At 72.2% G+C, this 25,748-nt stretch carries 22 protein-coding genes; 5 read left to right on the top strand and 17 right to left on the bottom strand.

Annotation, left to right across the window (positions count from 1 at the left end; all coding sequences use genetic code 11):
• The 7 genes from ABD209_RS17620 to ABD209_RS17590 all read right to left on the bottom strand — a co-directional run bounded on the left by ABD209_RS17620 (position 1) and on the right by ABD209_RS17590 (position 7,747).
• On the bottom strand, positions 1-1,764 hold the full coding sequence (locus tag ABD209_RS17620) for an LpqB family beta-propeller domain-containing protein (RefSeq protein ID WP_344068773.1): 1,764 nt from the start codon (positions 1,762-1,764) through the stop codon (positions 1-3).
• A complete protein-coding gene (mtrB, locus tag ABD209_RS17615) occupies positions 1,761-3,407 on the bottom strand; it encodes an MtrAB system histidine kinase MtrB (RefSeq protein WP_344068770.1) in 1,647 nt (548 codons plus the stop codon). The genes ABD209_RS17620 and mtrB overlap by 4 nt, the downstream gene beginning before the upstream one ends.
• Before the next feature lie 16 nt (positions 3,408-3,423).
• Positions 3,424-4,104, bottom strand: a complete 681-nt coding sequence (gene mtrA / locus ABD209_RS17610) for an MtrAB system response regulator MtrA (protein ID WP_324386936.1) — start codon at positions 4,102-4,104, stop codon at positions 3,424-3,426.
• A gap of 137 nt (positions 4,105-4,241) precedes the next feature.
• Complete coding sequence (gene ahcY / locus ABD209_RS17605) at positions 4,242-5,693, bottom strand: adenosylhomocysteinase (RefSeq protein WP_324386937.1); 1,452 nt, start codon at positions 5,691-5,693, stop codon at positions 4,242-4,244.
• A 162-nt stretch (positions 5,694-5,855) separates the two neighbouring features.
• Complete coding sequence (locus ABD209_RS17600) at positions 5,856-7,079, bottom strand: SIS domain-containing protein (protein WP_344068766.1); 1,224 nt, start codon at positions 7,077-7,079, stop codon at positions 5,856-5,858.
• Positions 7,080-7,084: 5 nt separating this feature from the next.
• Complete coding sequence (locus tag ABD209_RS17595) at positions 7,085-7,279, bottom strand: Trm112 family protein (RefSeq protein WP_324388490.1); 195 nt, start codon at positions 7,277-7,279, stop codon at positions 7,085-7,087.
• Positions 7,280-7,381: 102 nt separating this feature from the next.
• A complete protein-coding gene (locus ABD209_RS17590; protein ID WP_324388491.1) occupies positions 7,382-7,747 on the bottom strand; it encodes a DUF3499 domain-containing protein in 366 nt (121 codons plus the stop codon).
• A gap of 62 nt (positions 7,748-7,809) precedes the next feature.
• On the opposite strand from ABD209_RS17590, the gene ABD209_RS17585 reads away from it, so the two are divergent.
• Complete coding sequence (locus tag ABD209_RS17585; RefSeq protein WP_344068764.1) at positions 7,810-8,223, top strand: metallopeptidase family protein; 414 nt, start codon at positions 7,810-7,812, stop codon at positions 8,221-8,223.
• A 15-nt stretch (positions 8,224-8,238) separates the two neighbouring features.
• On the opposite strand, the gene ABD209_RS17580 is transcribed toward ABD209_RS17585, so the two are convergent.
• From ABD209_RS17580 to ABD209_RS17570, 3 genes are read right to left on the bottom strand one after another with little or no spacing between them, the layout of a single operon-like run.
• The gene (locus ABD209_RS17580; RefSeq protein WP_344068761.1) at positions 8,239-9,735 is read right to left on the bottom strand and encodes a DUF5719 family protein; all 1,497 of its coding nucleotides are present in this window, start codon (positions 9,733-9,735) and stop codon (positions 8,239-8,241) included.
• Positions 9,732-12,908, bottom strand: a complete 3,177-nt coding sequence (locus tag ABD209_RS17575) for a glycosyltransferase family 2 protein (protein WP_344068758.1) — start codon at positions 12,906-12,908, stop codon at positions 9,732-9,734. Before ABD209_RS17575 ends, ABD209_RS17580 begins: the two co-directional genes overlap by 4 nt.
• 38 nt (positions 12,909-12,946) lie before the next feature.
• Positions 12,947-13,204, bottom strand: a complete 258-nt coding sequence (locus ABD209_RS17570; RefSeq protein ID WP_324388085.1) for a WhiB family transcriptional regulator — start codon at positions 13,202-13,204, stop codon at positions 12,947-12,949.
• 144 nt (positions 13,205-13,348) lie between these two features.
• Between ABD209_RS17570 and cofD the strand changes: the two genes are divergently transcribed.
• Both cofD and cofE read left to right on the top strand, forming a co-directional pair.
• Positions 13,349-14,326, top strand: coding sequence for a 2-phospho-L-lactate transferase (gene cofD / locus ABD209_RS17565; RefSeq protein ID WP_344068755.1), 978 nt, complete (start codon positions 13,349-13,351; stop codon positions 14,324-14,326).
• Positions 14,319-15,419, top strand: a complete 1,101-nt coding sequence (cofE, locus tag ABD209_RS17560) for a coenzyme F420-0:L-glutamate ligase (protein ID WP_344068752.1) — start codon at positions 14,319-14,321, stop codon at positions 15,417-15,419. Before cofD ends, cofE begins: the two co-directional genes overlap by 8 nt.
• On the opposite strand, the gene ABD209_RS17555 is transcribed toward cofE, so the two are convergent.
• The 6 genes from ABD209_RS17555 to ABD209_RS17530 are packed head-to-tail and all read right to left on the bottom strand — an operon-like array spanning position 15,316 to position 22,963.
• On the bottom strand, positions 15,316-16,302 hold the full coding sequence (locus ABD209_RS17555; protein WP_344068749.1) for a DNA-3-methyladenine glycosylase family protein: 987 nt from the start codon (positions 16,300-16,302) through the stop codon (positions 15,316-15,318). The two genes, cofE and ABD209_RS17555, sit on opposite strands and share 104 nt — an antisense overlap.
• Positions 16,303-16,308: 6 nt before the next feature.
• Positions 16,309-17,145: a methyltransferase domain-containing protein gene (locus ABD209_RS17550; protein WP_344068746.1), complete on the bottom strand. Its 837-nt coding sequence runs from the start codon at positions 17,143-17,145 to the stop codon at positions 16,309-16,311.
• A 10-nt stretch (positions 17,146-17,155) separates the two neighbouring features.
• A complete protein-coding gene (locus ABD209_RS17545; RefSeq protein WP_344068743.1) occupies positions 17,156-18,127 on the bottom strand; it encodes a lysylphosphatidylglycerol synthase domain-containing protein in 972 nt (323 codons plus the stop codon).
• The gene (locus ABD209_RS17540; protein ID WP_344068740.1) at positions 18,124-19,947 is read right to left on the bottom strand and encodes a glycosyltransferase; all 1,824 of its coding nucleotides are present in this window, start codon (positions 19,945-19,947) and stop codon (positions 18,124-18,126) included. Before ABD209_RS17540 ends, ABD209_RS17545 begins: the two co-directional genes overlap by 4 nt.
• Positions 19,944-20,891, bottom strand: a complete 948-nt coding sequence (locus tag ABD209_RS17535; protein WP_344068737.1) for a glycosyltransferase family 2 protein — start codon at positions 20,889-20,891, stop codon at positions 19,944-19,946. The genes ABD209_RS17540 and ABD209_RS17535 overlap by 4 nt, the downstream gene beginning before the upstream one ends.
• Before the next feature lie 53 nt (positions 20,892-20,944).
• Positions 20,945-22,963, bottom strand: coding sequence for a hypothetical protein (locus ABD209_RS17530; protein WP_344068734.1), 2,019 nt, complete (start codon positions 22,961-22,963; stop codon positions 20,945-20,947).
• A gap of 48 nt (positions 22,964-23,011) precedes the next feature.
• On the opposite strand from ABD209_RS17530, the gene ABD209_RS17525 reads away from it, so the two are divergent.
• On the top strand, positions 23,012-23,692 hold the full coding sequence (locus tag ABD209_RS17525) for a TIGR03089 family protein (protein WP_344068731.1): 681 nt from the start codon (positions 23,012-23,014) through the stop codon (positions 23,690-23,692).
• Here the strand turns inward: ABD209_RS17525 and ABD209_RS17520 are convergent.
• Positions 23,685-24,794 (bottom strand): peptidoglycan-binding domain-containing protein, encoded by a 1,110-nt coding sequence (locus ABD209_RS17520; RefSeq protein ID WP_344068728.1) that lies wholly within the window; start codon positions 24,792-24,794, stop codon positions 23,685-23,687. The two genes, ABD209_RS17525 and ABD209_RS17520, sit on opposite strands and share 8 nt — an antisense overlap.
• A 164-nt stretch (positions 24,795-24,958) precedes the next feature.
• Between ABD209_RS17520 and ABD209_RS17515 the strand changes: the two genes are divergently transcribed.
• Entirely contained in the window at positions 24,959-25,747 is a 789-nt protein-coding gene (locus ABD209_RS17515; protein WP_324385699.1) for a CoA transferase subunit A, read from the top strand.
• Position 25,748: the final 1 nt, after the last annotated feature.

Genomic DNA, 25,748 nt, shown 5'->3' with positions numbered 1-25,748 from the left:
TCAGCGGCCGGGGACGATCAGATCGCTGCCCACGGCGGGGAGCCAGCCGGCACCCGCACGCACGAATACCCGATCCTTGGTGCGCACCACCAGTCGCCGCTCACCGCCCAGCGTGGTCAGGGCGAGCGCGCCCTTGACCGCGGGCAAGGGCGTGACCTCCTGGCCCAGGGTGACCAGGAAGGGTCGCTCCACATCTTTGGTCACCGAACCCAGGACCGACAAGGTCGTGTCGTCGATCCAGGTGACATCGCGCAGCGACGCGAACTGCGGTCCGAGCCGAAGTGGCGTCGCTGCCAGCGCGGTCGGCAGACCATTTGCGGACCGGACGATGCCGGCGACATCCAGCCGGGCGTCCTTGTGGTGGCGGTCGGTGGACACGATCGCGATCCGGCTGCCGTCCACCGACACGCTCAACGCGACCGGCAGGCGGCCGGTGAGCCAGTCGGCCGGGATCCGCACTGCGGCCGCGTCCGGGTCGGTCGCGGGCCAGACGAGCGAGTTGACCGCCCAGACCGCGGCGTCGTTCGGCTTCTTGGCCAGCCGGCCGCCGACCCACAAGGCCCCCATCCGGTCGTATGCCGGCGCGGTCAGGTCGGTGCCGAAGTTCGGCACCGTCTCGGCCGAGTCCGCCCGGAAGCGGGCCAACTCGCCCTGGTCGACGGCCGCCACCTCCTGCCCGGTGAAATTCGCCGCCAAGTCGTCGAAATAGGGCTGCACTGCGGGAAAGACGGGAGTCCGGTCGGTGAAATCCTCGGCCTGGCTCTGCTCCACCTGTGACGGATCAACCGAATACAGGCCCTGCCCCACGCGCACCAGCGGCAACACGCCGACGTGCGGGCCCAAAGAGTCGATGCCCAACTCGCGCAGGGTGGCGACGGGAGCGTCGATCCCGGCAAGGGCAAGCCGGGTGCCCTCGACCGTGACATCGACCCCGACGACGCCGGGCGCCTGGGTGACCGTCGAGACAAGTTGCGCCCAGATATTGCGCCGGGCGGCGGAGTCATTGGTGATCCCGGTGCCAGCCAGGTTGACCGTCGCGATCCCGTCGGACACGGGCACCGAGTCCACCAGCAGGTGAACGCCGCCACCGAGATCGGTGCGGACGGCACCGGTCAGGTAGTTCGGCACCGCGCCGAGTTGCTGCCGCACCATCCGCGTCGCCATCCGGTCTGAGACGACCCAGCGCACGTCGGGCACGAGCGAGGCACTGCCCGTGGCCACATAGTTGACGGTCACCTGCCGCATCAACCCGGCGAAGGCGCTCGGCGACAACCAGCGTCCAAAGGTCTTGGGGACATCGCTGATCCGCCACTCGCCGCCGACCTCGGTCAGCATGAGATCCATCCGCACCGGTTCCGAGCCTGGCGCGGCCGGGGTGTACCGGCCGTCCGCGGTGAGCGTGCCGACGGGGGTGGCCGTCAGCCGATAGCGACCGGCCAGCCCGTCGATAACCACCGCACTGCCTTCTTGGACGACCACCGTGCCGACGTCGGGGTTCCAGCGGGCCGCCGCACCGGTCGTCAGATAGGACTTGGCGCCGGCGATGGCATCACCGGAGACCCCACCGGCGCGCAGGAAGCCGCGGATCACATCCTCCGGAGTAGCTCCCGGCCGGGGACCCTCGGGCAGGATGACAACCGGTTGGCCGTCCTGGGCGTCGACCGCGAGCCCCGGGCGGATCCGGTCGTCGGCGTGCAGGCCGACGCAGCCGCCGAGCAGCCCGACGACGGCGAGGGCTGCACACAGGCGGGTCGCGCGCGTCATCCGATCGCCCCGGGGCGATAGGGCCGCAGTTTCGTCGTCGCGTCCTTGTCCGCAAGCTCGGGCGGTGCCAGCGGCAGTGGTGACTCGCCGATCGGTTCGCCGGCATGCCGCGGCAGCGTTAGGCGGAAGACCGAGCCCTGGCCCGGCTCGCCCCAGGCCTGCAGCCACCCGTCGTGCAGGCGGGCATCCTCTAAGGAGATGGCCAAGCCCAAGCCGGTGCCGCCGGTCGTGCGGGCGCGGGCCGGGTCCGCCCGCCAGAACCGGTTGAAGACCAGCCCGGCCTCCCCCGGGCGCAGCCCGACGCCGTGGTCGCGCACGGCAATGGCCGCCGCCGTAGCATTCTGGGCGAGGGTGATCGTGATCGGCCGGCCCTCGCCGTGCTCGATGGCGTTGACGAGCAGGTTGCGCACGATCCGCTCGACGCGCCGGGCGTCGACCTCGGCTACCACCCCTCGCTTGGGGATCACCATCTTGACCTTGGTCTCCTTGCGACGGGCGAGCCCGTCGACGGCCTCGACGACGCGTCGCACGACACCGCCGAGATCGGCCTGCTCCGGCTCGAGGGCGGCAGCGCCGGCGTCGAAGCGACTGATCTCCAGCAAGTCCGCGAGCAGTTCCTCGAAGCGGTCGAGTTCGGTGTTGAGCAACTCCGCGCTGCGGCCCAGCGCGGGCGGGAACTCGCCCCGGCTGTCGTGGATGAGGTCGGCGGCCATCCGGATGGTCGTCAGCGGGGTGCGCAACTCGTGGGAGACATCGGAGACGAAAACTTGCTGGACCCGAGAGAGATCCTCCAGTTGCCGGATCTGACTCTGCAGGTGATCAGCCATGGCATTGAACGAGCGACCGAGCAGGGCGAGGTCATCGGCGCCCCGCGCACTCATCCGCTCGTTGAGATTGCCCAGCGAGAGCCGCTCGGCGACAGCCGCGGCGCGCCGCACCGGGCTGACGACCTGCCGGGTCACCAGCCAGGCGATGGCACCGACGAGGGTGACGAGCAGGGCACCGCCGATGAGGAACAGCCGGCGGATCAGGTCGAGCGTGGCCTGCTCCCGATCCAGCGGATAGATGAAGAAGAGGTCGTAGTTCTCGGCGGTCCGGACCTCGACGCGGGTGCCGACGACAACCGCGGGGATGGTCGGATGCTGCCAGGTGGTGGGAATCGACTCAGCCGTCAGGGCGCCTCGGTCCAGGGCGATGATCGTCGACTGTTGGTGGGCGGCGTCGGCGTCGAGGGCCTGGCGCAGGGTCAGGGGGATCGGCGATTCGCGCAGGCCGCCGGTGACGACGGTGTCGATGATGACGGCACTCTCGTTGTCCAGCGAGCGGGTGAAGACGACGTACCGGTCCGAGTCGGAGGAGCTTTGCGCGACCTTCTTGATCTCGTCACTGGCGAAGGTGTTGAGCGCGTCCGGTGTCTGGGTGGCGTCGGTGTTGTCGAAGTCCTCCTGGATCCGCGCGGCGACGGCCTTGGTCTCGACCTCGGCGCGGCTCACCCGGTCGTCCTGCAGGCCGTTGGCGATCGACTGGAAGAGATTGAAGCCGATCAGGGACACCGCGAGGATGCCGAGCAGCACCGTCGAGGTGACCACCCGCAACTGCAGGGAGCGGCGAAGCGGCCCGATCAGCCGGCGCAGGAAGGTCATCACCGGCCGTGCCGAATCAGCTGCCGGTCCCGGCCTTGTAGCCCACGCCGCGGACGGTCACCACGATCTTGGGGTCCTCGGGGTCGTGTTCGATCTTGCTGCGCAGGCGTTGGACGTGGACGTTGACCAGGCGGGTGTCGCCGGCGTGGCGGTAGCCCCAGACCTGCTCCAGGAGCACCTCGCGGGTGTAGACCTGCCAGGGCTTGCGGGCGAGCGCGACCAGCAGGTCGAACTCCAGGGGAGTCAGGGGGATCTGCTTGCCGTCGCGCTTGACCGAGTGGCCGGCGACGTCGATGGCGAGGTCGCCGATCTCGAGCCGCTCCGGTTCACCCTCGTCGGTGCGCCGCAGCCGAGCCCGGACCCGGGCGATCAACTCGGCCGGTTTGAAGGGCTTGAGGACATAGTCGTCGGCGCCGGACTCGAGGCCGACGACCACGTCGACGGTGTCAGTGCGGGCGGTGAGCATCACGATCGGGACGCCGGACTCGGCGCGGATGCGCTTGCATACGGCAATGCCGTCCATCCCGGGGAGCATGACATCGAGCAGGATCAGATCCGGGCGGTGGTCGCGGAAGGCCGCCAGCGCGGAGGCCCCGTCGGCGACGTGGTGGACATCGAGGCCCTCCCCCCGCAGCACGATCCCGAGCATCTCGGCCAACGCCAGATCGTCATCGACGATGAGCACGCGCCCCTTCACGGCCTGACACTGTCCTTCCACGATCCCCCGATAACGATTCGGCCAATCATCACACAGCGCCCGGCCGTTGCCTGGTATGCCGCGCCCGGCCGGCCCGAAGCGGAGAAGAGCTTGGGCGGGCCGGGCGGCGAGGCAGGTCAGTAGCGGTAGTGCTCCGGCTTGAACGGGCCGGCGACGTCGACGCCGAGATACTCGGCCTGGTCCTTGCGCAGCTCGGTCAGTTCGACACCGAGCGCGTCGAGGTGGAGGCGGGCGACCTTCTCGTCGAGTTGCTTGGGCAAAGTGGTGACTGCCGGCTTCCCGTCCTCATCGAGATAGGCCTCGGGGTGGTTGAACAGCTCGATCTGGGCGATCGTCTGGTTGGAGAAGCTGTTCGACATCACGAAGCTCGGGTGCCCAGTGGCGTTGCCGAGGTTCATCAGCCGGCCCTCGGACAGCACGATGATCGAGTGGCCGTCGGCATAGGTCCACTCGTGAACCTGCGGCTTGATCTCGGTCTTGACCACGCCCGGGGTCGCGGCGAGGCCGGCCATGTCGATCTCGTTGTCGAAGTGGCCGATATTGGCGACGATGGCCTTGTTCTTCATCGCGGCCATGTGCTCGGCCGTGATGACGTCGAAGCAGCCGGTCGAGGTGACGAAGATGTCGCCGAACTCGGCGGCCTTGTCCATCGTGGTGACCTGGTAGCCCTCCATCGCGGCCTGCAGGGCGCAGATGGGGTCGATCTCGGTGATGACGACGCGCGCACCCTGGCCGGCGAGGGACTGGGCACAGCCCTTGCCCACATCGCCGAAGCCGGCGACGACGGCGACCTTGCCTCCGATCAGGACGTCGGTGGCCCGGTTGAGGCCGTCGACGAGGGAGTGGCGGCAGCCGTACTTGTTGTCGAACTTGGACTTGGTGACCGAGTCGTTGACATTGATCGCGGGGAAGAGCAGGTCGCCCGCCTCGGCGAGCTGGTAGAGACGGTGGACGCCGGTGGTGGTCTCCTCGGTAACACCCTTGATGCCTTCGGCGATGCGGGTCCACTTCTGCGGGTCCTGCGCCATCGTGGTGCGCACGAGCGCCTTGAAGACGCCGAACTCCTCGGAGTCCTCGGGCGTGGTGGGCGGGACCTGGCCGGCCTGCTCCCACTCGCGGCCCTTGTGGACCAGCATGGTGGCGTCGCCGCCGTCGTCGAGGATCATGTTGGGGCCCTCGCCGACGGGCCAGGTGAGGATCTTGTCGGTGCAGTCCCAGTACTCGGGCAGGGTCTCGCCCTTCCAGGCGAACACCGGGACGCCCTGCGGGTCCTCGGTCGTGCCGGCCGGGCCGACGACGACGGCCGCAGCGGCCTCGTCCTGGGTGGAGAAGATATTGCAGCTGGCCCAGCGGACCTCGGCCCCGAGGGCGGTGAGGGTCTCGATGAGGACCGCGGTCTGGACGGTCATATGCAGGGAGCCGGCGATCCGGGCGCCCTTGAGGGGCTGGGCGGCGCCGAACTCCGCGCGCAGCGCCATCAGGCCGGGCATCTCGTGCTCGGCGAGGCGGATCTGGTGGCGGCCGGCGGTGGCCAGGGCGAGGTCGGCCACCTGGTAGTCGAACGACATTGAGAAATCCTTGTCAACGGTGTCGGACGGCCCGTCGGTGGCCGCGCGCGTGCGCGGCCGATTGACGTATGCCGTTGTGGTGGCCGGCGCCGCCGCTCTCGGCGCGCGGGTCAACACCCACGCCGGGGTGGACAAGTTTACCCGGCCGGGCGACGTGCGGTGCTACGTGAGGAGATCGCGCAGTTCGGCGACGGCCGGGGCGTGTGTGGGGTCGTAGCCGTGACCGAGGGCGAGGTAGGTAGCCGAGAAGTCGAGGGTCGCGACGAGTTCGGCGAGGCGGGCCAGGCCGGGGCCGGGCGCCGGGGTCAGCGACCGGACACGGGCGCCCCGCGCCTCGGCCAGGTCGCTCACACCCTGCGCGAGATTGATCCGGGAGATCTCTTCCGCGCTGAGGTCGAGGCCGTGGTCGGGCTGGATCGGGGCGAGGTCGAGGCCGCCCAGGTGCAGATCGGGGTCGGTGCGGGGGTCGGCGTCGCGGACCATGAGCAGACCGGCCTCGGTGCGTTGCTCCTCAAGCTCCGGGTCGGCGAAGATGTCGCGCCCGCCGTCGGCGGCGCGGGGCGCGGCATACGGTCCGTCAAGGCAGGCGAGAATCGACGCGGCCGCGTCGGGGAGCACGCCAGTCAGGGCCGGCACCCGGGCGGTGCGGGCGAGCATGGTGCCGGCGCGCCGGGCAGCGACGCCGGCCAGCGGGCCGTCGCCGAGCACGAGCGGCAGCCGGTCGGCGAACTCGACGGCGAGGGACTTGGCCGGACTGACGAAGGATTCGCTGGTCGGCCGGGAGGCCTCGGCAACCGCGTCCAGCCGGTCGGCGGCAGCCTCCAACTCGTCGGCGGCCATGGGCAGCACACCAGCGGCAGACATCGCCAGCAGCGCGGGCGTCAGCAATGCCCAAGCAGCGGCGCGCGAGGCCGCGTGCGGCGCGGTGACGGGCAGGAACACACCGCGCGCGGACGCGGTGACGTGCGCCAAGGGCGAGTCGGCAGCGCCGATCCCGACGAGTGCGGCACCCCGGCGGGCGGCCTCGTGGGCCAGGCGCATCGGGCCGCCGGCCCGCCCGGAGAGCGAAACCGCGACGACCACGTCGAGCGAGCCGACCCAGCCCGGCAGCGGCAGGTCGTGCGTCGGCCACACCGGCACGGGCGACCGGCCCGCGGCCAGCGTGGCGAGCACGTCGGCGACCAGGTCGTCGGCGCCCATCGCGGCGACGACGACGGCTCGGGGACGCTCGAGGCGGCCCGAGCGCAGGGCCGGGTTCTCGCCGGCGAGCGTGAGCCCGCGGCGAATCTGGGCGCCCGAATCGGCCAGGGCGCGAAGCATGCCAGCGCGATCGGCGCTCGCGAGGGCGCCCGCATCGTCGAGCCGGTCGTGGTCGAAGGCAGCCATGGCGATCAGGCGGTCGGGCGGGCCTTGTCGATCAGGAGCACCGGGATGCCGTCCTCGACGGGGTAGGCGCGGGCGCAGTCGTCGTTGGTGCAGACGAGTTCAGGGGCGCCGTCATGGACGTCGTCGCGCAGCTCGGCCAGGCAGTTGGGGCAGCGCAGGAGTTCACGGACCCAGGGGGTGATCGTGGTGGGCTCGCTCATGCGTCGGCATCCTTCGGCGTCGAGAGTTCGGGTCGTGTCGAGAGTTCGGTTCGTGCTCCAGTCTCCCCCAGCGCACCCGGCGGGCGCACCCTGGGGCGCCGCTCAGTCCGAACTGGTGGGCACCGCACGCAGGTGAGCGCGGCGATTGCCACCCGGCCCGCTAGGCGCGGGGGGTGCCGGGGGCGGTGCAGCGGGTGTGGCGCGCCGGGTCTCGCGCACGACATTGGCCAGCGCGACGAGATCGTCGTGGGTCTCCGGGGGCGCCGCGTCGATCGCCAGGCGGACGACTTCCCAGCCCCGCGGCGCGGTCAACCGGTCGGCGTGATCACCGCACAGGTCGTAGGAGTGCGGCTCGGCATAGGTCGAGAGCGGCCCAAGGACGGCGACCTGGTCGGCATACACATAGGTGAGCGTGGCGATCGCGGCACGGCCGCAGGCGGTGCGGGTGCAGCGGCGAGCGACGGTCACCGGGGAAGACTAAGTCATCCCGTTGCCCGATGGCACCCACGGCTCGCCGTACCATCGCCGGTATGACGCGCCAGACACCCACCCGCGGGCGCGACCGGCACGGACGCGGCCCGCGCGGTCCGCTGGCCTGGCCGCCCGTACCGGCGATGGTGACCCGGGCGCAGGCGTTCGACGAGTTGGTGATCGAGTCGGCCGCGCGATTCGATCGAGCCCTCGGACAGCGTTATGCCGCAACGGAATTCGCGGTCGAAGAGGTGCCACCCAGCGAGCCGGCACCATGGGAGGACGAGCGGCTGCCCCTGGGCCGGCTCTTCCCGCCGGCCGGCCGGCTACCCGCCCGAATCGTGCTCTACCGGCGCCCGATCGAGGCGCGCTGCGCGGACCCGGCCGAACGCCCCGAGCTGGTGCGGGTGATCCTCGCCGAGCATGTCGCCGCCCTGCTCGGCGTCGCGCCCGAGGACCTGGACTCGCATTGACCCGGCGCCGGACGTTCAGCCGCGATCGGGCTGGACAGTGACCGGGGTGACCGTGAGCCGGACCGGCTGGAGCGGGAGGCCCGCGAGCACGAAGTCGTCCCCCGCGGGTGCGCTCGTGGTGACCGCAGCGTGGAGTTGGCCGGCCCCGGAGGTGGGGCGCACCCATACGGCAATGCTGTCGCTGACATCAAAGGTGCGGCTGGCATCGGCGGGCACGGCGATCGTGGCCGTCCGGGGGGCGCCGTCCGCGGCGCGGGTGGTGACCTGCGCCGTGACGGGGCCGTCGACAGCTGCCAGCGCCAGCGTCCGGTGGCGTGGTGAATCAGCGGCGAGGGGCGGATAGGCAGCGGCCGAGACGGCTGCGGTCGCGGGCGAGGCGACCGACCAGCCGAAGTCGCTGCCTGACTTCGGGGCGCTGAGGGCGGCGGCGGTGACGGGCTGATCGGCCGTGATCTCCAGGGCGAGCGTGGCGTCCGGCGCCGGGATCGAGAGTTCGGCGACGCTGCCCGCGGGCACGCGCAGAACACCGCGGCCGCCGGGCAGGGCCCGGGGACCGTCGGTCGTCAGCGCGCGGATCTGGACGAGCGCCTCCTTCTCCCCCGCACCGACCACGCGGACCGTCGCGGGCACGTCCGCCGGGATGCCGGGGACCACCAGGCGGGTGCCCGGCGTCGCGAGGGGCGCGAGGTCCTCGATGCCGCGCGGCGTGACGCCGTCGAGCCAGTAGTCGTTCAGCGCGGCGACGACGAAACCGCCCCGGCTGACCAGATGAAAAGCGGGGCTGGCCTCGTCGGGGGCGAGGGCGTCGAGTAGCACGCTGGTGCGTGCCCGCGGCGGGACGACGATGCCGCGCCCGCCGGGTGCATCAATGGGGCCGGTCTTGCCGAAGACGTCGACATCGACGGTCACCGAGTTGGCGCCGGGGTTGAGAAGCAGAAGCCGCTCCTGGCGGCCGGGTTCGCCCGATCCACCGGTCAGCCAGGCATCCGCGGTGGGGGTCAGGCAGGGCAGGGCGGCCAGCCCTGCGACCGTCTTGCCCGCGGCGTCGTTCTGCTGGCCCGCGATCAGGCCCGGGGCCCGCGCACCGGTTGCCGTCACCAGCGCCGGGTCCGGGCCCGCCATGGTCGCCGTGACGGGGGTCCGCGCATCGCTCGATCGGGCACCGCCGGTGGCCGTCGTGTCCGTGGCGAGGATGCCGTCCTGGCCGGTGCGGGCCTGGAGGTCGCCCGTCGTCCCCACCGAAGTGACCGCAGGTGGCAATGCTTCGACGGGCGCTGCCGACCCGATGAGGGTGGCTATGGTGGCCACCGAGGGGACGCCCGGGACGCCGGCGATCTCGGCTCCCGGGCAGAAGAGCGCGCTGGAGGTGACGGCGACCTGACCGGCGGCGCCGGCGACCGGATCGGTGCGCACGTCGACGGTGGTTTCGACCTGCCCCGCCCCGTAGACCAGCGCGGCGCCCGCAGCCAGCGTGGCAACGGTCCGGGCGGCGGCGGTGATCGGGCGCGTCATGCCGGCTCCCCTTCGGATTGACCGGCGGGAGCGCCCGCGGCTGCGGCGACGGATCGCGGCGGTGCGCCGAGCGGGATCGCGAGATAGACCAGCAGGAGCAGAGCCGCGAGGTAGGCCCATTGGCCGAGCCGGTGCTGCGGGGGCACCGCAATCCGGACGGCATCGGCGCCGGCGGGCACGGCATACGTCAGTAGGCCGTCGGCGCTGACGGTCGCGGCGAGCCGGGTGCCGGAGGCGGACACGACGGCGCGGCCGGCCCAGCCGGCCGGTTCGGCGATGACGAGCGTGCCTTGGCCGGTCAGCGGCTCGCGGGTCGCCGCGTGCGAACCGGTCACGGGGACGGTGCTTCCCCACCCCGGGGCCGGGGAGGCGGCGGGCACCCACCGCACGCGCGCGGGGGCGAGGCGCTCGGCTCCCGATTCGGGTTCTACGCGCCAGACCGGCCGGCCGCGGTAGTCGCCGATCCGGGTCAGGCCGGACGTCGCATCCAGCTGGCGGATCAACGGCGCGCCCAGTTCGCCGTCGGCTACGACGAAGCCGATCGCCCACTGGGCCAGGCCACGTGCCGGATCTGCGCCGATGCCATTGGCGCCGGCGTCCACCAGCGCCGCGATCTGGCGTTCGAGTTGCCGGTTGCCGCTGTCGGTGGGCAGGTCGCGGGCGGGGATGCCCGGCTCGCGACCGATCAGGTCGTACGTCAATCCCGATGGCGCGGAAGCGGTTTCGGTTTTCGGACGAAGAATCAGGGTGCGCGTGGCAGCGTCGCCGGTGGCCTGGTCGCTGGCGACGGCCGGCCGCGGATCGAGCGCCGGCGAGAGGCCGCTGCCCAGGCCGCTCCAGGCGAATTGGCCGGCCAGCGCCAGCCCGCCCAGTCCCGCGACGACGACGGCGGGGACCCGCCACGCCGCGCCTGGGGTCACGGGGTGGCCGACCCGGCCGGTGGCAGGGGCCGGGTCGTCCATCGCCAGCAGGCCCGCCCCGAGCAGACCGGCGACGACGACGAGGAGACCGATGCCCGGCCAGGGCGTCAGCGAGGTGCCGTCGGCTGCCGTACCGACCTGCAGGTGCGGGCTCGCGAGAGCCAGCGCGAGCCCGCCGAGGGCGAGGAGCGCGGAGGCAGCGGCCAGCCCGGGACGCCGAGTTGGGCGGGCCAGGCCGAGCACGCCGAGGACGAGGACCGGGACGGCCAGCCACACCCGGTAGTCGCCGGGCCCCCCGAGCGCGGAGCCGTCGGGCGTCGTCGGGCCGGCGTGCAGCAGAGCGAGTTGCCAGGGCGGCGGTGTCGCCTCGCTGGCCAGCCCGCCCCACCCGCTCAACAAACCCGCGGGCCGCTCCCTCAGGCGCAGCAGTGTGGGGGCGGCGGCGAGGGCGACCAGCGGCAGGAAGCCGATGGCCCGGACGCGTGCCACGCGGCCGCCTGCGAGGAGCAGCCCAAGGGTGAGCGCCCCAGCCAGGGCAAGGGTGCCTGGGAGGACGGTCGCCAGGCCCGCGGTCGCGAGCGCGGTCATCGCCATCACGCCCGGGCGCACCGCGGGCCGGGTCATCGACACCACCCCGGCGAGCACGATCGGCAAGGCGACGAGCGCTGCCAGCGGGCCGAGGCGGCCTTGAGCGAGCGCCGTGACGGCCACGGGATTGACGACCCAGAGCAACGCGACCACCGCGCGCGGCAGGCGACGCTCGGTACCGACGCGGGCTGCGGCATACGTGATCAGCGCGGCGAGCGGGAGGCTCGCCATCATCAGCAGGCCGATCACGCGGCCGGCGGGGTTGGGTCCGGCCTCGCCGGGGAGGGCCTGAAAGAGCCAGGTCAACAGGGCGAGGATGCCGGATCCGGGCGCTCCGGGGCCGGCGACACCGAGCCCGGAGCCGACCCAGCCGTCCCACCACGAGTGCCACAACGCGGCGGCGTCGCTGCTGAGCGGGCGCAACTGGCCGCCGTGCAAGCCGGCGGTCAGACCCGCGTCGAGGGAGCCCGGCAGGGTTCGTGCAGCCGTGGCAGCGAGCCCGGCGATCAGAAAGGTCCCCCAGACCGCGGGGCTGGAGATCAGCGGTCGCGCCTCGCCAGGCGCGCTGGGGGCCGGAGCGCGGGAGCCGGCGCGGCGAGGCACGAGGACGTCATGGAGGCGATCGCGGGCCCGGGCGCGCGCCTGGGACGAGGTGACGAACAGGCCCCGCAGGTCGCGATGGCGGACCCGCCGCCGGCCGCGAGTGCGCCAGCGGGCGGCAATCGGGCGCCAGGGGTCGAGGACGGCGATCAGGTCGCCGGCCTGGCGGCGGGCGGCGGCCGGCCTCTTCAGCACGGCCAGGCCGAGCGCGACGGCCGCGGTGCTCAGCGCGATCCACAGCGCGCGGATCGGGGCGGTCAGGATCGGACCGCGGGCCAGGGCCACTCGCCGGGCATCGCGGCGATCGGACGCGCTCGGCACCGAGGCGTATGCCGTGCCCAGCCGGACCCGCGCCCGCGGGCTCAACTCGACCCGGTGCCCGGCGAGTTGGGCGCGCCAGCCGAAGTCGAGGTCGCGCCCGAGCGAGCCGAGCGTGGAGCGGTGGGCGCCCAGATCGGCATACGTCGTGCGACGCAGGAGCAGGCCCTCGGCGGGCGCCGCGAGGGCATCGACGCGGTCGTCGTACTGCTGCTGGTCGGGTTGGCCGGGGCGCGGGTCGAGTTGGAGCCGGCCGGAGCGGGTGATCTGGATCCCGAAGCGCTGCAAGCGAGAGGTGCGGTTGGCGTCGGTGAGTTTGGGGGCGGCCATGCCGACACTGTGGGAGCCGGCGAGGGTGGCGGCGAGATGGCCGAGGGCGTCGTGCTCGGCCACCGTAGCGCCGGTGAGTAGCCACAGGGCGCTCGTCCCCGGGTTGGCGGCGTCGCCGGCCGCAGCGTCCGCGGCGGCCACCGCATCCGGCAGGCCCTCCCGCAGGTCGGTCCCCGGACGGACGCGAAGGACCGTGGTGGTGGGCAGCTGATCGAGCAGGGCCTGGGAGCGCGGCAGACGTTCGGTGAGATCACCGGCCGGCGTGGCGTCGAGCACGACCAGGGCATCGGCGGGTAAGTCCTGGTCGGCGAGCGCCCAGAGCGCGTCGATGAGCGCATCGTCGATGCGCTCGGCGAGGAGAACAGCCGTGACGTGGAGGCCCGACGCGGGCACGTCAGGCGTCAGGGGCGCAGTCATACGGGTGCAGCGGGGAGCGGGCGCCGAGGCGCGCCGGCTCAGACCGCGCGCCGCTTCAGCTTGCGGCGCTCGCGCTCGGAGAGCCCGCCCCAGATGCCGAAACGCTCGTCATTGGCCAGAGCGTAGGCCAGGCATTCGGCACGGACGTCGCAGCCGACGCAGACCTTCTTGGCCTCCCGGGTGGAGCCACCTTTCTCGGGGAAGAAGGCCTCCGGATCGGTCTGGGCACACAGCGAACGCTCCTGCCAGGACAGGGCTTCGTCGACAGCGAGCCCCAAATACACCACGTCAGGCACGGGCCACTCCTCACTCCACTTCGGACTTACTTGTCAGTAGCGAACACGCCACATCGTGCCCGTACCGTAACCACACCAATGGAATTACATGCGTGTCATACCCCGGAAGTCAAGCCCTCGAGGGATATACGCAAGGATGCCGCCATGTTGATCACCGCCTTGGCCGGCGGCGTCGGTGGCGCCCGCTTCCTGCGCGGGTTGCGCGACGCCCTCGACGCGGACCCTGCTCTCGCGCAATCCGATCTGACGATCGTCGCCAATACTGGCGACGACATCACGCTCTTCGGGCTGCGGGTCAGCCCCGATGTCGACACCCTGCTCTACACCCTCGGCGGCGGGATCGACGAGGCGCAAGGGTGGGGACGCGCGGACGACAGCCGCATCGTCCAGGGTGAGCTCGCGGCATACGGCGTGGGACCGCAGTGGTTCGGGCTTGGCGACCGCGACTTCGGGACGCACATCGCGCGCTCATACTGGCTCGGCGAGGGCCTACAGCCGACCGCCATCACCGAGCGGCTGGCAACCCGGTGGGGACTGCCGGGACAACGGATCACCCTGCTGCCTATGACGGACGCGCCGGTCGAGACCCATGTCGTTGTTGAGCGCGAGGACGGCCCGCAGGCGATCCACTTCCAGCAGTGGTGGGTCGAGGACCGCACGCGGACGCCCGCGCAGCGCTTCGTCGTGGCCGGGCTGGACCGAGCGGCCGCGGCGCCCGGGGTGCTCGACGCGATCCGCGAGGCCGACCTGGTGATCCTGCCCCCGAGCAACCCCGTGGTCTCGATCGGGATCATCCTGGGCGTGCCCGGCGTGCGCGATGCCCTGCGCGGCACCACCGCGCCGGTGGTCGGGGTGTCACCGCTGATCGGCGGGCGACCCGTGCGCGGGCATGCCGACGCCTGCCTGAGCGCCATCGGCGTTGAATCGAGCGCCGCTGGGGTGGCGAGCCTGTACGCCGACTTCCTCGACGGGTGGCTGATCGACCCGGCCGATGCCGTCCCCGGCCCGCCGGGCCTGCGCGTCGAGACCTATGACCGCGAACTGCTGATGGGCGAACGCGCGGGCGCTGCGCGCCTCGCGCGGGCGGCGCTGGACCTGGGCCTGGCGCTGCGCAATGACTGACGCTGTAGTGGAGGTTCAGGCTTTCCCGGTGGTGTCCGTGATCGGGGTGCGGGGCATTCCCGAGGTGGTAGCCGGCGCGGATCTGGCCGCGCTGGTGCACGCCGGGATCGCCGGCGGGGGGCTGGCGATCGAGCCGGGCGACATCGTGGTGGTCACCAGCAAGATCGTCTCCAAGGCCCACGGTCGGTATGCCGATTCCACCGACCGGCGCGCCGTCGTCGCCGCGGAGACGGTGCGGGTGGTGGCCGAGCGGATGACGAGCACCGGGGCGACCCGCATCGTCGAAGGCCGCTGTGGCGTGGTGAGCGCCGCCGCCGGCGTGGACGCGTCGAACACCGGGGCCGGCGAGGCGATCCTGGTGCTGCCGGAGCGCCCGGACGAGGCGGCCGAACAGTTGCGGGCCGGCCTCGCGCTGCTGGCCGGACATGACGCGTTCGGGGTGATCGTCACCGACACCGCCGGCCGGCCCTGGCGCGGCGGGCAAACCGATTTCGCGCTGGGCGCGGCGGGGGTGCGGGTGATCGAGGACTACCGCGGGCTGCCCGATGCCGACGGCCGGCAGCTGGACGTCACCGCGATCGCCGTTGCGGACGAGCTCGCGGCCGCGGCCGATCTGGTCAAGGGCAAGGTCGAGCGCATCCCGGTGGCCCTGGTGCGCGGGCTGGGCCGGCTGGTCGCGCCGGACTCCTCGGTCCCGCGGGACGGTGCGGCCCGCCTCGTGCGCCGCGGCCCCGGCGACTTCTTCGCGATGGGGCACATCGAGGCCGCCCGGGCCGCACTCGGTGCCGCGCCGGGATCCGCCGAATCGGTGGCTGTCGGCATCCGCTCGGTGGGTGCCGAGCCGGGAAGCGAACGCCTGGCCCGGGCCGTCCGCCTGGCCGCCTTGACGTTGACCGACACGCCTTCCGTGCTCGAAGCGAGCGGCGACACCGAGCCCGAAGCACGGGTGGTCCTGCACGTCCCCGGTGACGATGTCGACCTGGGCCGGCTCATCGCCCGCCTGGAGGTCGCCCTGTGGTCCGAGGGCCTGACCGCCCACGCTGAGCGGGCCGGGCGAGTCCTGACCCTTCGGGCAAATGGGTCGGGAGGGTAAAACGGGGGCCGCGCCGGGGCCGGCGGGAGCCGGCGAGCGCGAGGAGGGCCTGCACGCGATAGCGGTGACCGGCATACGGCTCCAGTAGGTGCGCCAGCTCGTCATCGTCGATGTCATGGCCGAGCAGCGCCCAACCGATCTCCTTGGCGACGTGATAGTCGCCAAAGCTCGGCGAATCGGGATCCCCGAGGGCGCGCTGGGTGCATTCGGCCGCCGTCCAGACGCCGACCCCGGGCAGGGCGAGCAGCCGCGCGCGAGCGGCGGGCAACGGCATACCGACGATCTCCTCCAGGCGGCCGGCCACCCGGGTCACCCGCATGATCGTGTCGGAGCGCTGGGGCGTCACCCCCGCCCGGAGGTACTCCCAGGACGGTATGCCGCGCCAGCCCGCCGCGGTCGGCGCCATCACCAGTCCCGCGCGCGGGCCGGGCGCGGGCTCACCGAAGCGCCGGACCAGGGCGCGGTAGCCGGCGAAGGCCTCCTTGCCGGTGACCTTCTGCTCGATGATCGCCGGGACGAGGGAGTCGAGCACCAGCCGCGAGCGGCCCAGCCGCCATCCCGGATTGGCGCGTCGAGCGGCGGCCACCTGCTCGTGATGGGCGACGAAGCCCGCCCAATCGTCCCGCGCGCCGACCAGGTCCGGCAGTCCGTCGAGTAGCCAATCGGCGCCGGCTCCCCAGGCGGTCCCCACGACCGTCCCGGCTGCGGCGTCCAGCCGGACCACGAGCGTGCCCGGGCCGGCGGGCGTCTGCCGGCCCAGCCAGATGCCTGCCTCGTCACGCGCCCACGTAGGGTCCCCTCCCCCGTGGCGATAGGTGCCCAGCACCGCCGAGAGGGCCAGCGGCCCGGCCGGCGCATAGTGCCGTTCCCGCGGTTGCGCCATCGCCGGTCAGCGACGGCGGAAGGTCAGGAGAATGAAGGTGTAGTCGAGGTTCACCCTGGCCCAATGGCAGGGGCGCTCGGGATGGGCCAGCACCTCGTCGGTCAGCTCACCGACGAGGTCGAGCCCGGCCTCGGCAGCATCAGCGACCAGGGCGCGAATCTCGGCGGGTCCGAAAATGTGTACGGGCACCCCGTAGGCGGCTTTCCCGGTCGTATCCGGCGGCTCTTGGTCGTAATCGGTGGAGATCACGAGCACGCCACCGCAGCGCAGCACCCGGGCGGACTCGGTCAGGAAGGGCTGCAGCGGGACACCGTGCTCGATCACCGACATGCAGGTGATGGCGTCGAGGTAGCCGTCGGGCAGCGCTGTGGCCGTGACATCCCCATAGCGAAAGAGCACGCCGTCGCGCCGGACCGGGCCGGCGAACTCCAAGTTGATCCCCGTCAGGTCCGGGACGCCGTAGAGCCGCAGCCACGGCAAGATCGGCGAATAGCGCGCGCTGCCCGCGTCCATGACCCGGGCGGGGAAGGCGCCGTCCCGGCCGCCCAGGGACAGCACCGCCGCGACGGCACCGAGCGCGTCCCAGTTCTTGACCCGGTCGCGATGCAGTGGCAGGCGCAACCGGCCGGCCTGCACGACGGCCGCATCGGACTCGGCGCGCGACTGCAGCACCGCAACCGGGCCGATCCCCGTCGGCACCGGGCGGGCGGTGCCCCGCCGCGCTTCGACGCGACGCTGGATCCCGACGCGCGCCCAGAGCACGTGCTCGGCTCCGCGCTTGGCGACGGCGAGCAGGCGGCCGCCGGGTGGTGCCGCGACTTGGGAGGGTGGGGCAGCGCTCATACGGGAGAACCTACGTCCTGCTGCTCATGTGCTCGGGCAGCAGGTGGTGGGCGCGCGCCCAGCCCCAGCCGATGCCCGCCCACAGCACGTCGGCGATCACGGTGACGAAGCGGGCCAGCACGACGACCGCCGTCGCGGCCGGCGTCGTCATGACGCCGACGAGCAGCAGCACGAGGATGCCCTCGCGGACGCCGACACCGGCCGGCAGCAGGATGCTGGCCATCCCGATGGCGGCCGCGAGGCAGAAGCCGCTGATGCTGACCAGGGCCACCTCGCCGCCCGAGCCGGTCAGGCCCCGGATGTCGCGGGCGAAGGCCCACACGATCGCCCCGGTGCTCAGCCAGGCGACCGTGGTCCACGCGGCCGCGGCCACGATGGCGCGGCCGCTGAAGTCGTGCTCGAGGGGTTCGCGTCGCAGCAGGCGCAGGCCGGTCGCGATCGCCCGGTTGAGCAATGGCGGCCAGAGGGCCCCGAGGAGGAGCACGACGGCAATTCCGATGAGCGGCAGCGCGTCCCCGCCACCGCGACCGAGCAGCGCGGGCACCGCCGGCAGGCCGACGAGTGCGCCGCAGAGCAGGGCGAGGGCCATGGTGACCAGGCCGACGACGCCGGTGCGCCGCCGTGGGACGTCGAGGCGTGCGGCGATTTCGGCCTGGGCGAGCACGCTCCATACCGACCCCGGGAGGTATTTGCCGAGTTGACCGACGAGGAAAACCCCGCTGGCTGGGGCCACGTGCAGCGGGCTGCCGAGATCCGCGAGCAGGGCCCGCCACCCGAGCATGCTCAGCGCTGGCGAGGCGATACCGAAGGCCAGCGCGAGCACCCACGCCGACACCGAGACCTCACCGAGATGATCGGCCACCGCGGACCAGTTCTTGGCGAGCGCGATCGCCACCGCGATCAGCACGAGCGCTGCCAGCGCGATCCGGATCAGCGCGAACGCGCCGCGCCGCGCCGGTCGCGCCGCGTCCGCCTCGCTCACCGACGGCGCCAGGTCAAGCGTGCTAGCCCGTATGCCGCGCGCGGGTCGCGCGCGTGCGTCTGGGCATAGCGCATACGGGAGGTCAACTCCCCGTCCAGATCACCGACGAGCCGCAGCCCGGCGTTGTCGGCGTGGGCGAGCACCGCGCGCAGATCGGCCGGGCCGAGTGTCCCGGGGACATCCTGCGGGCCGAGCGCGACCGTGGTGATCAGCAGGCCACCCGAGCGCAGGGCCCACGTCGCCTGCCCGAGCAAGTCGGCGAGTTCTTCGGCCTCGGCATCGGTCGGATGCAGTCGCGTCAGGACATCGATGGAGCCAGGATCGACGTCGAGCTCGTCGCCGACCTCGAACTCCAGCGGGGCGAACCCGATGGCGCGTGCCCAGGACGCGAAGGGTGACGTCGGCCCGGACTGATCGACGATAAGCGCCGACCGGTGCCCGTCGTCGCGGACCCGCAGCACGGCGGCAAGGCCGCCGATCGCCGCCCAGCCGCCGACCTTGGAGCCGCGGCGCGGCAGGCCCAGGCTGCGCACCAGATCGCGCGTGTCGTCGGCGTCGGAATCGCTGGCCAGCACATCCGTCGGGTGGATCCAGTCCGGCAGGTCGCCCGGCGCGAGCTCGATCCGCGGCCGCAGGCCGGCCACCGCCCCTTTGGCCCGGTCGCGCAGGGTGATCCGCGAGCGCGAGCGGGGCTCGGTGGCGAAGCTCATGGCCAGGGCCTCGATGGTGCCGAGGTAGGCCGCCCAGGGGCCGCTCAGGTCGGGCGGCTCGACCCCGCCCCGCAGGCGGCGGACAACGTCCGGGTCGGCCAGCTCGCGCAATGCCGCAACGAGGGCGTCATGATCGCTCGACGGCACGAGCAGGCCGTCGACACCGTCGGTGACATCGTCGCCGAAGCTGCCCACCTTGGTCGCAAGAGCGGCCAGGCCGTGCTTGTGCGCGAGCAGGGCGTTCTGCGAGGCCGTGGCCGTGCGATAGGTCAGGGCCAAGACGTCGTGCTGCGCGAGCAGATCGGCGATCTCGGCCGCTGGGACGTAGCCGGAACGGATCGAAACCCGGCCGTCGATCCCGGGCAACTGCGCGGCCTCGCGGACCCGGTCGCCGGCCTCGCCCCACGCCTCACCCGCGACGGTCAGGGTCGGTCCGGGCACGTCGGCGAGCGCACGGACCAGGTCGTCGATGCCTTTGTAGGGTCGAACGAGGCCCAGAGCGAGCAACCGGGCCGGACCGGCATAGGGCTCGCGGGTCGCGGGCTCGCCACCGGGCAGGTGCGGCGGCAGGGGCACGGTACGCACGAGCTCGGCCCCCAGGGCGGCCGCGACATGGGCCTGTTGGGGGGTGTGGACGATGACGGCGTCCAGGCGTCGAAACAGCGAGCGCACCAGGGCTTCGTCGCCGGGGCGCGACTCGTGCGGGAGCACATTGTGGGCGATGGCGACAAAGCGCGGGGCCGACCCACCGGAGGTGGCCGCCTTGTGGATGGCCAGCAGGGTGGGCACGAGTTGCGGAACGACGTGGACGACGATGACGACGTCCGTGGACCGGACCGCGCGGCCCACCCGGACCCACGAGTCCGGGCGGTTCCAGGACAGCGGCCGGGTCGCGGCCCGAAAGGGCGGCACCTCCGGCTCGTCCATCGGGACCTCGATCTCCCCGGGATAGAGCATCTTGGGGTAGAGCCGCTTCCAGGAGAGCAGCTCGACGCGGTGGCCGGCCGCCTGCACATGGTGGGCGAGTTCGGTCGTGTGCACCGCGACCCCGCCCTTGAACGGATGGGTGGGGCCGATGATGGCGACTTTGAGGGCCGCGTCGTCGCTCACACGCCGTCCCGCGAGCGCACGACGAGGTCGGCGAGGAGAGCGAGTGAGCCGATCATCAACCCGCTGACGATGAGCAGAATCGTGTTGGCGGGGAAATAGAACGGGTGGCGAACCATGTCGACGACGCCCTTGACCAGGCCGATCACGAACAGCCACAGGGCCATCGGCATCAAGACCTTGAGCGGGTCGAAATACATGACCATCCGCAGCACCTGCAGGATGTAGCGGTAGGCGTCATTGACGAAGTGGAATTTGCTGGTGCCGGAGCGCTTGGCATAGGCCGTCGGGACATAGCGGATGTCGTGCTGATTGGACAAGAAGGCGATCGTGATCGTGGTGACGCACGAGAAGCCGGCCGGGAGCAGCCGCAGGTAGGGCAGGGCGACGCTGCGGCGGAAGGCGCGCAGGCCGGAGTTGAGGTCCGGGATCTGCTGGTTGGTCAGGCGCTCGGCGATCTTGCGGATCAACCACTTCGCGGGGACGCGGGCCCACTTGTGGGTGCCCTCCTCGGTCGTGCGGGCGCCGACGACCTGGTCGTAGGTCGGGTCGTCGAGCAGGATCCGCACGAGCTCGGGGATGCGCTCGTTCTCATAGGTCATGTCCGCATCGGTCCACACGACGATCTCGCCGTATGCCTGCTGGGTCCCGATCCGCCGGGCCGTGCCCGACCCGCCGTTGCGGCGGAAGGGCATCAAGCGGATATTCGGGTCGTCGTGGGCGGCCCCCGTGAGGACCTCGAGGGTGTTGTCGGTGGAGGCGTCGTCGATGCAGAGCAGTTCATAGCTCAGGCCGCTGGCCAGCATCGCCGCCGTGATGCGCTCGATCTCCAGCAGGACGTGCTCGCCCTCGTTGTAGCACGGCAGGACGATGGTCACGAGGGGGCGCCGGGCCGGGTCCGGCACGCGAACAGCGGTCTCGACGGTCGGGGTGACGAACTCGGTCATGGTGGTTACGAGGGTACCCGGCCGCCCGCGCGCTTGTCAGGCCCGCGCGCTTGTCAGGCCGGGGCCGGGGCGAGCCAGACGTCCAGGGTCAGCGGCACCAGGGACGCGGGACGCTCGATCAGCAGGCGGGGCTCTTCGAGGACGGTGACGTCGACGGCCTGGGTGGGGGTCGCGCCCAGGGCCGTTAGCGCGTCGGCGGAGTCCGCGGCGAGCAGGATCAGGCGGGAACCAGCCGGGAGGGCGGCGGCGATCTCGGACACAGCGGACCGCAGCGCTGCCGGGTCGCGCCGCAGGGCGGTGGTCGTCGACAGGGCCGGACGGCCGCACTGCCCACGCACGACCTGGGGCCACTCGTTTGCGGCCCGCGAATCGACGGCCAGCACGACATCGCCGTCGACGAGGGCATGACAGACCGAGACGATCGCGCTCAATGATCCGCGCTCGACCCGCTCCGTCCGGTGCGGCCAGCTCGCGAGCGCGGTCGGCACGGCCAGCGCGGCGGCGCAGGCGGCCGCCAGGATCCGGAACGCCCGCCGGTGCCGAGCGGGCCCGCAGCGCCACAGCCATGCGGCGGCCGCAACCACCAGGACGACGACAAGCGGGATCGCGATCACCAACCGCCGCTCGGCCCACGGATGGTCCGGCGTGATCCCGGGCCGGTAGAGCGTCAGCAGCGTCGAGCCCGCGGCCACCACCAATGGCCCGGACCATGCCGGCAGAACCTCATCCGCTTGCCACGCCAGGGCCATCCGACGCACCCCCCAAGCCAGGGCGACGAGCGCGGTCACCAGGGCGATCGGTCCGACCCACCAGGCCAGCCAGGTGACCGATTGCTCGGCATAGGTCCGGCCGCCGTCGATTGGCAGTCCTTGACGCAATTGCAGGCCCGCAACCACGTGGGAGCCGGGGTCCTCGGCGCTCTGCCGCACCGTCATGACCAGGGGTCGCAGGGTCAGGGCCACCCCGATGACCAGCACCGCGATCACCAGGGCGGCGGACAAGGAGCGACGAACGGAGTCGGGCAGGCCCATCCCTCGACGAGCCGCCACGAGGGTCGCCGCACCGGCCAGCGCTAGCGCCACCGCAAGGGCCACGAGCGGCACCAGGCTCGCGGCAATGCTCCCGAGATACTCGCGGGACAGGGCCAACCCAGCCGCAAAGGACACGCCGACACCGATGCCTGCCCCCGCCAGCAGTGCCCGCGGCCACCTGCGCTCCTGGATCGCCCCGAGAGCGGCCACCGGGATCAGAAGCATGGCCTCGCGCAGTCCGTCGATGCGCACCAGGCAGGTCCCGCCGATCAGCAGCCCGGCCATGAGCGCGGCCCGCCGGTCCTCGTGCCGCGCCGCGAGCACACAGCCGAGCAGCCCGGCTGCGAGCGTGACCAAGGCCAGTGGCTCGGAGTAGGTCGCCCGGGCCACGTGCAGCATCGGGAAGGTCAGCGCGGCCAGCGCGCCGGCGACCGGTCCCCACCACGGCCCGACCGTGACGGCGGCCAGGATCGAGAGCCCGAGGACGCCGAACGCCGACAACCACGCCGGCTGCACGAGCATCGCGCCGATCCCCCCGATCCAGTCACCGAGCGAATAGATCGCGGCCGGCCCGATCACGAACTGCGGTTCGATCGCCGGCGCCCCGGCCGAACCGACCTGATAAAAGGCCGGACTCGCCAGCGTGATGCCGGGGATCCCGAGAACCGCCGCCCCACCGAACGCGGCCGGATCGATGGCCAGCACCCGATGCCCAGTCTCGGCCAGGGCCAGGGCCGCTTGCAGATTGGACCCGGCGTCCCGTCGCGGCAGCACTTGCCCGTTGTGGGTGGCCGCCGCCCACCAGCCGGCGGCCAGGGCAACCGCCAGCATTGCGAGCGCCGGCCCGACGCCGATCGGCACCGGGCGCACCGGGCGGACCAGCAGCGCCAATCCGGCCAGCATCACCGCGAGCAGGGGCCAGACGACCAGCGGCCGCCACCACCCGAGCCCCCCGAGCACGGCTGCCAACGCCGAGGTCGCGACAAGGAGCGAGCCGAGCACCAGCACGGCCCGCTGCACGACGTCCCCGATTGCGGTCACGGCGGCCAGCCTAGACAGCACCACCGACTCCCCACCTACGATGCCTCGGTGCGCCCCGACCACCTCCTCCCCCACCTGCTGCGCAGCGACCCTGCCCGGCCGCGCATCACGTGTTACGACGACCGCACCGGCGAACGCATCGAACTCTCCGCGCGCGTCCTGAACAACTGGGTCGCCAAGGCCGCGAACCTGCTGCAGGAGGAGTTCGACGCCGGCCCGGGCACCGTGGTCGCGATCGACCTGCCCCCACACTGGCGCACGCTCTACTGGACGCTGGCCGCCTGGGCCACCGGGGCGACGGTGAGCCTGCCGCCGCCGGCGACACCGGATGTCCTCGTGACAACGGACCCGGCCGCTCCCACCGACGCCCCGCTCGTCGTCGTCACCCTCGCGGCGCTGGCCCGCCAGGCCACATCCACCCTGCCCGCCGACGCCGTCGACGAGGCCCGCGAACTCGCCGGCTTCCCCGACACCTTCGGCGCTTTCCAGGAGGCCGCCGACTCCGATCTCGCCCTGGTCGCGGCCGGCGAGTCGAGCACCTATGCCGATCTCGCGGCCTACGTGCGCGTCACCGGCATGGCCCGGGCGCGTGTCCACACCGAGACCGAGGACCTCGAGACCTTCCTGCGCCTGGCGATCAGGACCTATGCGGCCGACGGCTCGCTCGTGCTGACGATCGGCGGCCCCGCCCCCGCCGACCGGCTGCGCGCCGAGGGCGTCGCTAGCTGAGGGCCCGTTCGAGCTCGCGGTCGAACTCGGCCTGCCGCATCCGCGAGCGCAACTCCTCATCCAGCGCGGCCCACGTCAGGGCGCGGATGACGCCGGTCTGGGCGATGCGGTACTTCCCCTGCACCCGCTTGACGGCGGCCAAGGTCGACGAACCGAACTCGCCGTCCTGCGTCACCCGCAGTGCCCGTTGCGCATCCTTGACCGCCTGCCCGGTCATGCCCGAGCGGAGCACGGTGGTGGTGCGGTATTTGATCAGCGGATACTGCAGGCGCTCCATCTGATTCCAGACACCTTTGTTGACCCACCCGTTGACGTTCAAGCTCCACTTCGTCTGGAACTTGCGCACCGCGGCAGTGGTCTGCGGCCCGTAATCGCCATCGACCGTCACGCCCGGCAGATTCTTCTGCGCGAGGGTGACCGCCGCGCCGGTGGCGCCCGGCTTGAGGACCGTGTCCTTGTACTTCGTGAACTCGGTGTCGACGCTCACCAGCGGCCCGGTCGCGGTCGAGCACTTGGCGGCGCTCCACGTCTTCAGTGCAACGCCGGTCCACCAACTCGTGCGCTTGCACGCGCCGTCCCAGAAGAAGCTGAAGTGGATGTGGTCGGTGTGCGGCACCGCACCGGTGTAGGTCGACCACGTCTCCGGGTTCCGATAGGCCTTCCACACCTTGTGGTTCCAGACGATGAACATGATCCCGAAGCGCCGCGCATTCGCGCCATAGACGCCATTGACCGGCTTGGTCAGCCAGGTCGTGACCGCGTCCGCGATCTCCTTGTCGGCCGCATTGCCGGCGTTGAGCATCCAGTCCAGGGCCCGGCCGTCGTAGTGCTGGCTGTCATCGGACTGGCACGGCCGCACCGTCCCGTAGGAGAGCCGGTTGTAGTGCGTCGACATCAGCGTGGCGAAGTCGGCGACACCCGGCTTGGTCACCTGATCGCAGGTCGTCTGCGGTTCGTAGCTCGGGTCGAGCACGTCGACGGCCGAGGGCAGCGGCTGGGGTGGGGTGGGCGGCGGGGGAACCGCGGCAAACGCGGCGATGGGGACGAATCCGAGCGCGGCCGCGGTGGCGGCGACAGCGGCGCGACGAGGGCGGATGGGCACGGGTGGACACTCCTGGATGAGCCGGCTGCGTCGAGCCGGGGCCGTCGCGGGACGACACGCGGGCGGCGGCCGCCGTCGGTGGCGGGCCGCATCATTTGTCCCACGAGTCACACCGAAAGGCAAGGCCCAGGGGCGTGTCTTCAGGCACGGCATACAGTGAGGTCATGGACAAAGTCGTCGTCAATGCCGCCGACGCAGTCGCCGATATCACCGACGGCGCCACCCTCGCCGTCGGCGGTTTCGGGCTGTGCGGAGTTCCCAGTGTCCTGATCCAGGCGGTGCACCACGCCGGCCCTGTGGGGCTGACCGCGGTCAGCAACAACTGCGGTGTCGACGACTGGGGCCTGGGCATCCTGCTTGCCGACCGCCGGATCGCGACGATGATCAGCTCCTATGTCGGTGAGAACAAGGAGTTCGAGCGGCAATTCCTCGCCGGCGAACTCGAAGTCCACCTCACACCCCAAGGCACCCTCGCCGAGAAGCTGCGCGCGGGCGGATCGGGGATCCCCGCCTTCTACACCGCGACCGGCGTGGGCACCCAGATCGCCGAGGGCGGTCTCCCCTTGCGGTATGCCGCGGACGGCACCATCGCGCTCGCCTCACCGCCGAAGGCGACGGCCGAGTTCACCGTGGGCGGCGAGACGCGCACCTACGTCCTGGAGGAAGCGATCTCGACCGACTTCGCGCTCGTGCGGGCGTGGAAGGGCGATCGTCACGGCAATCTGATCTACCGCTCGACAGCCCGCAACTTCAACCCGCTCGCCGCGATGGCCGGCCGGGTGACGATCGCCGAGGTCGAAGAGCTGGTCGAACCCGGTGAGCTCGACCCGGACCAGATCCACACCCCGAGCATCTTCGTCCAGCGCGTCGTCCCGCTGACCCCGCAGCAGGCGGCGAACAAACGCATCGAGCGCCGCACCACGCGCCCGCGCCCGGCGAGCCAGGAGGGCTGAG

This window comes from Nostocoides vanveenii (genome assembly GCF_039531165.1).
Lineage (GTDB): Bacteria > Actinomycetota > Actinomycetes > Actinomycetales > Dermatophilaceae > Nostocoides_A > Nostocoides_A vanveenii.
This window is presented reverse-complemented; position numbering and strand designations above follow the sequence as displayed.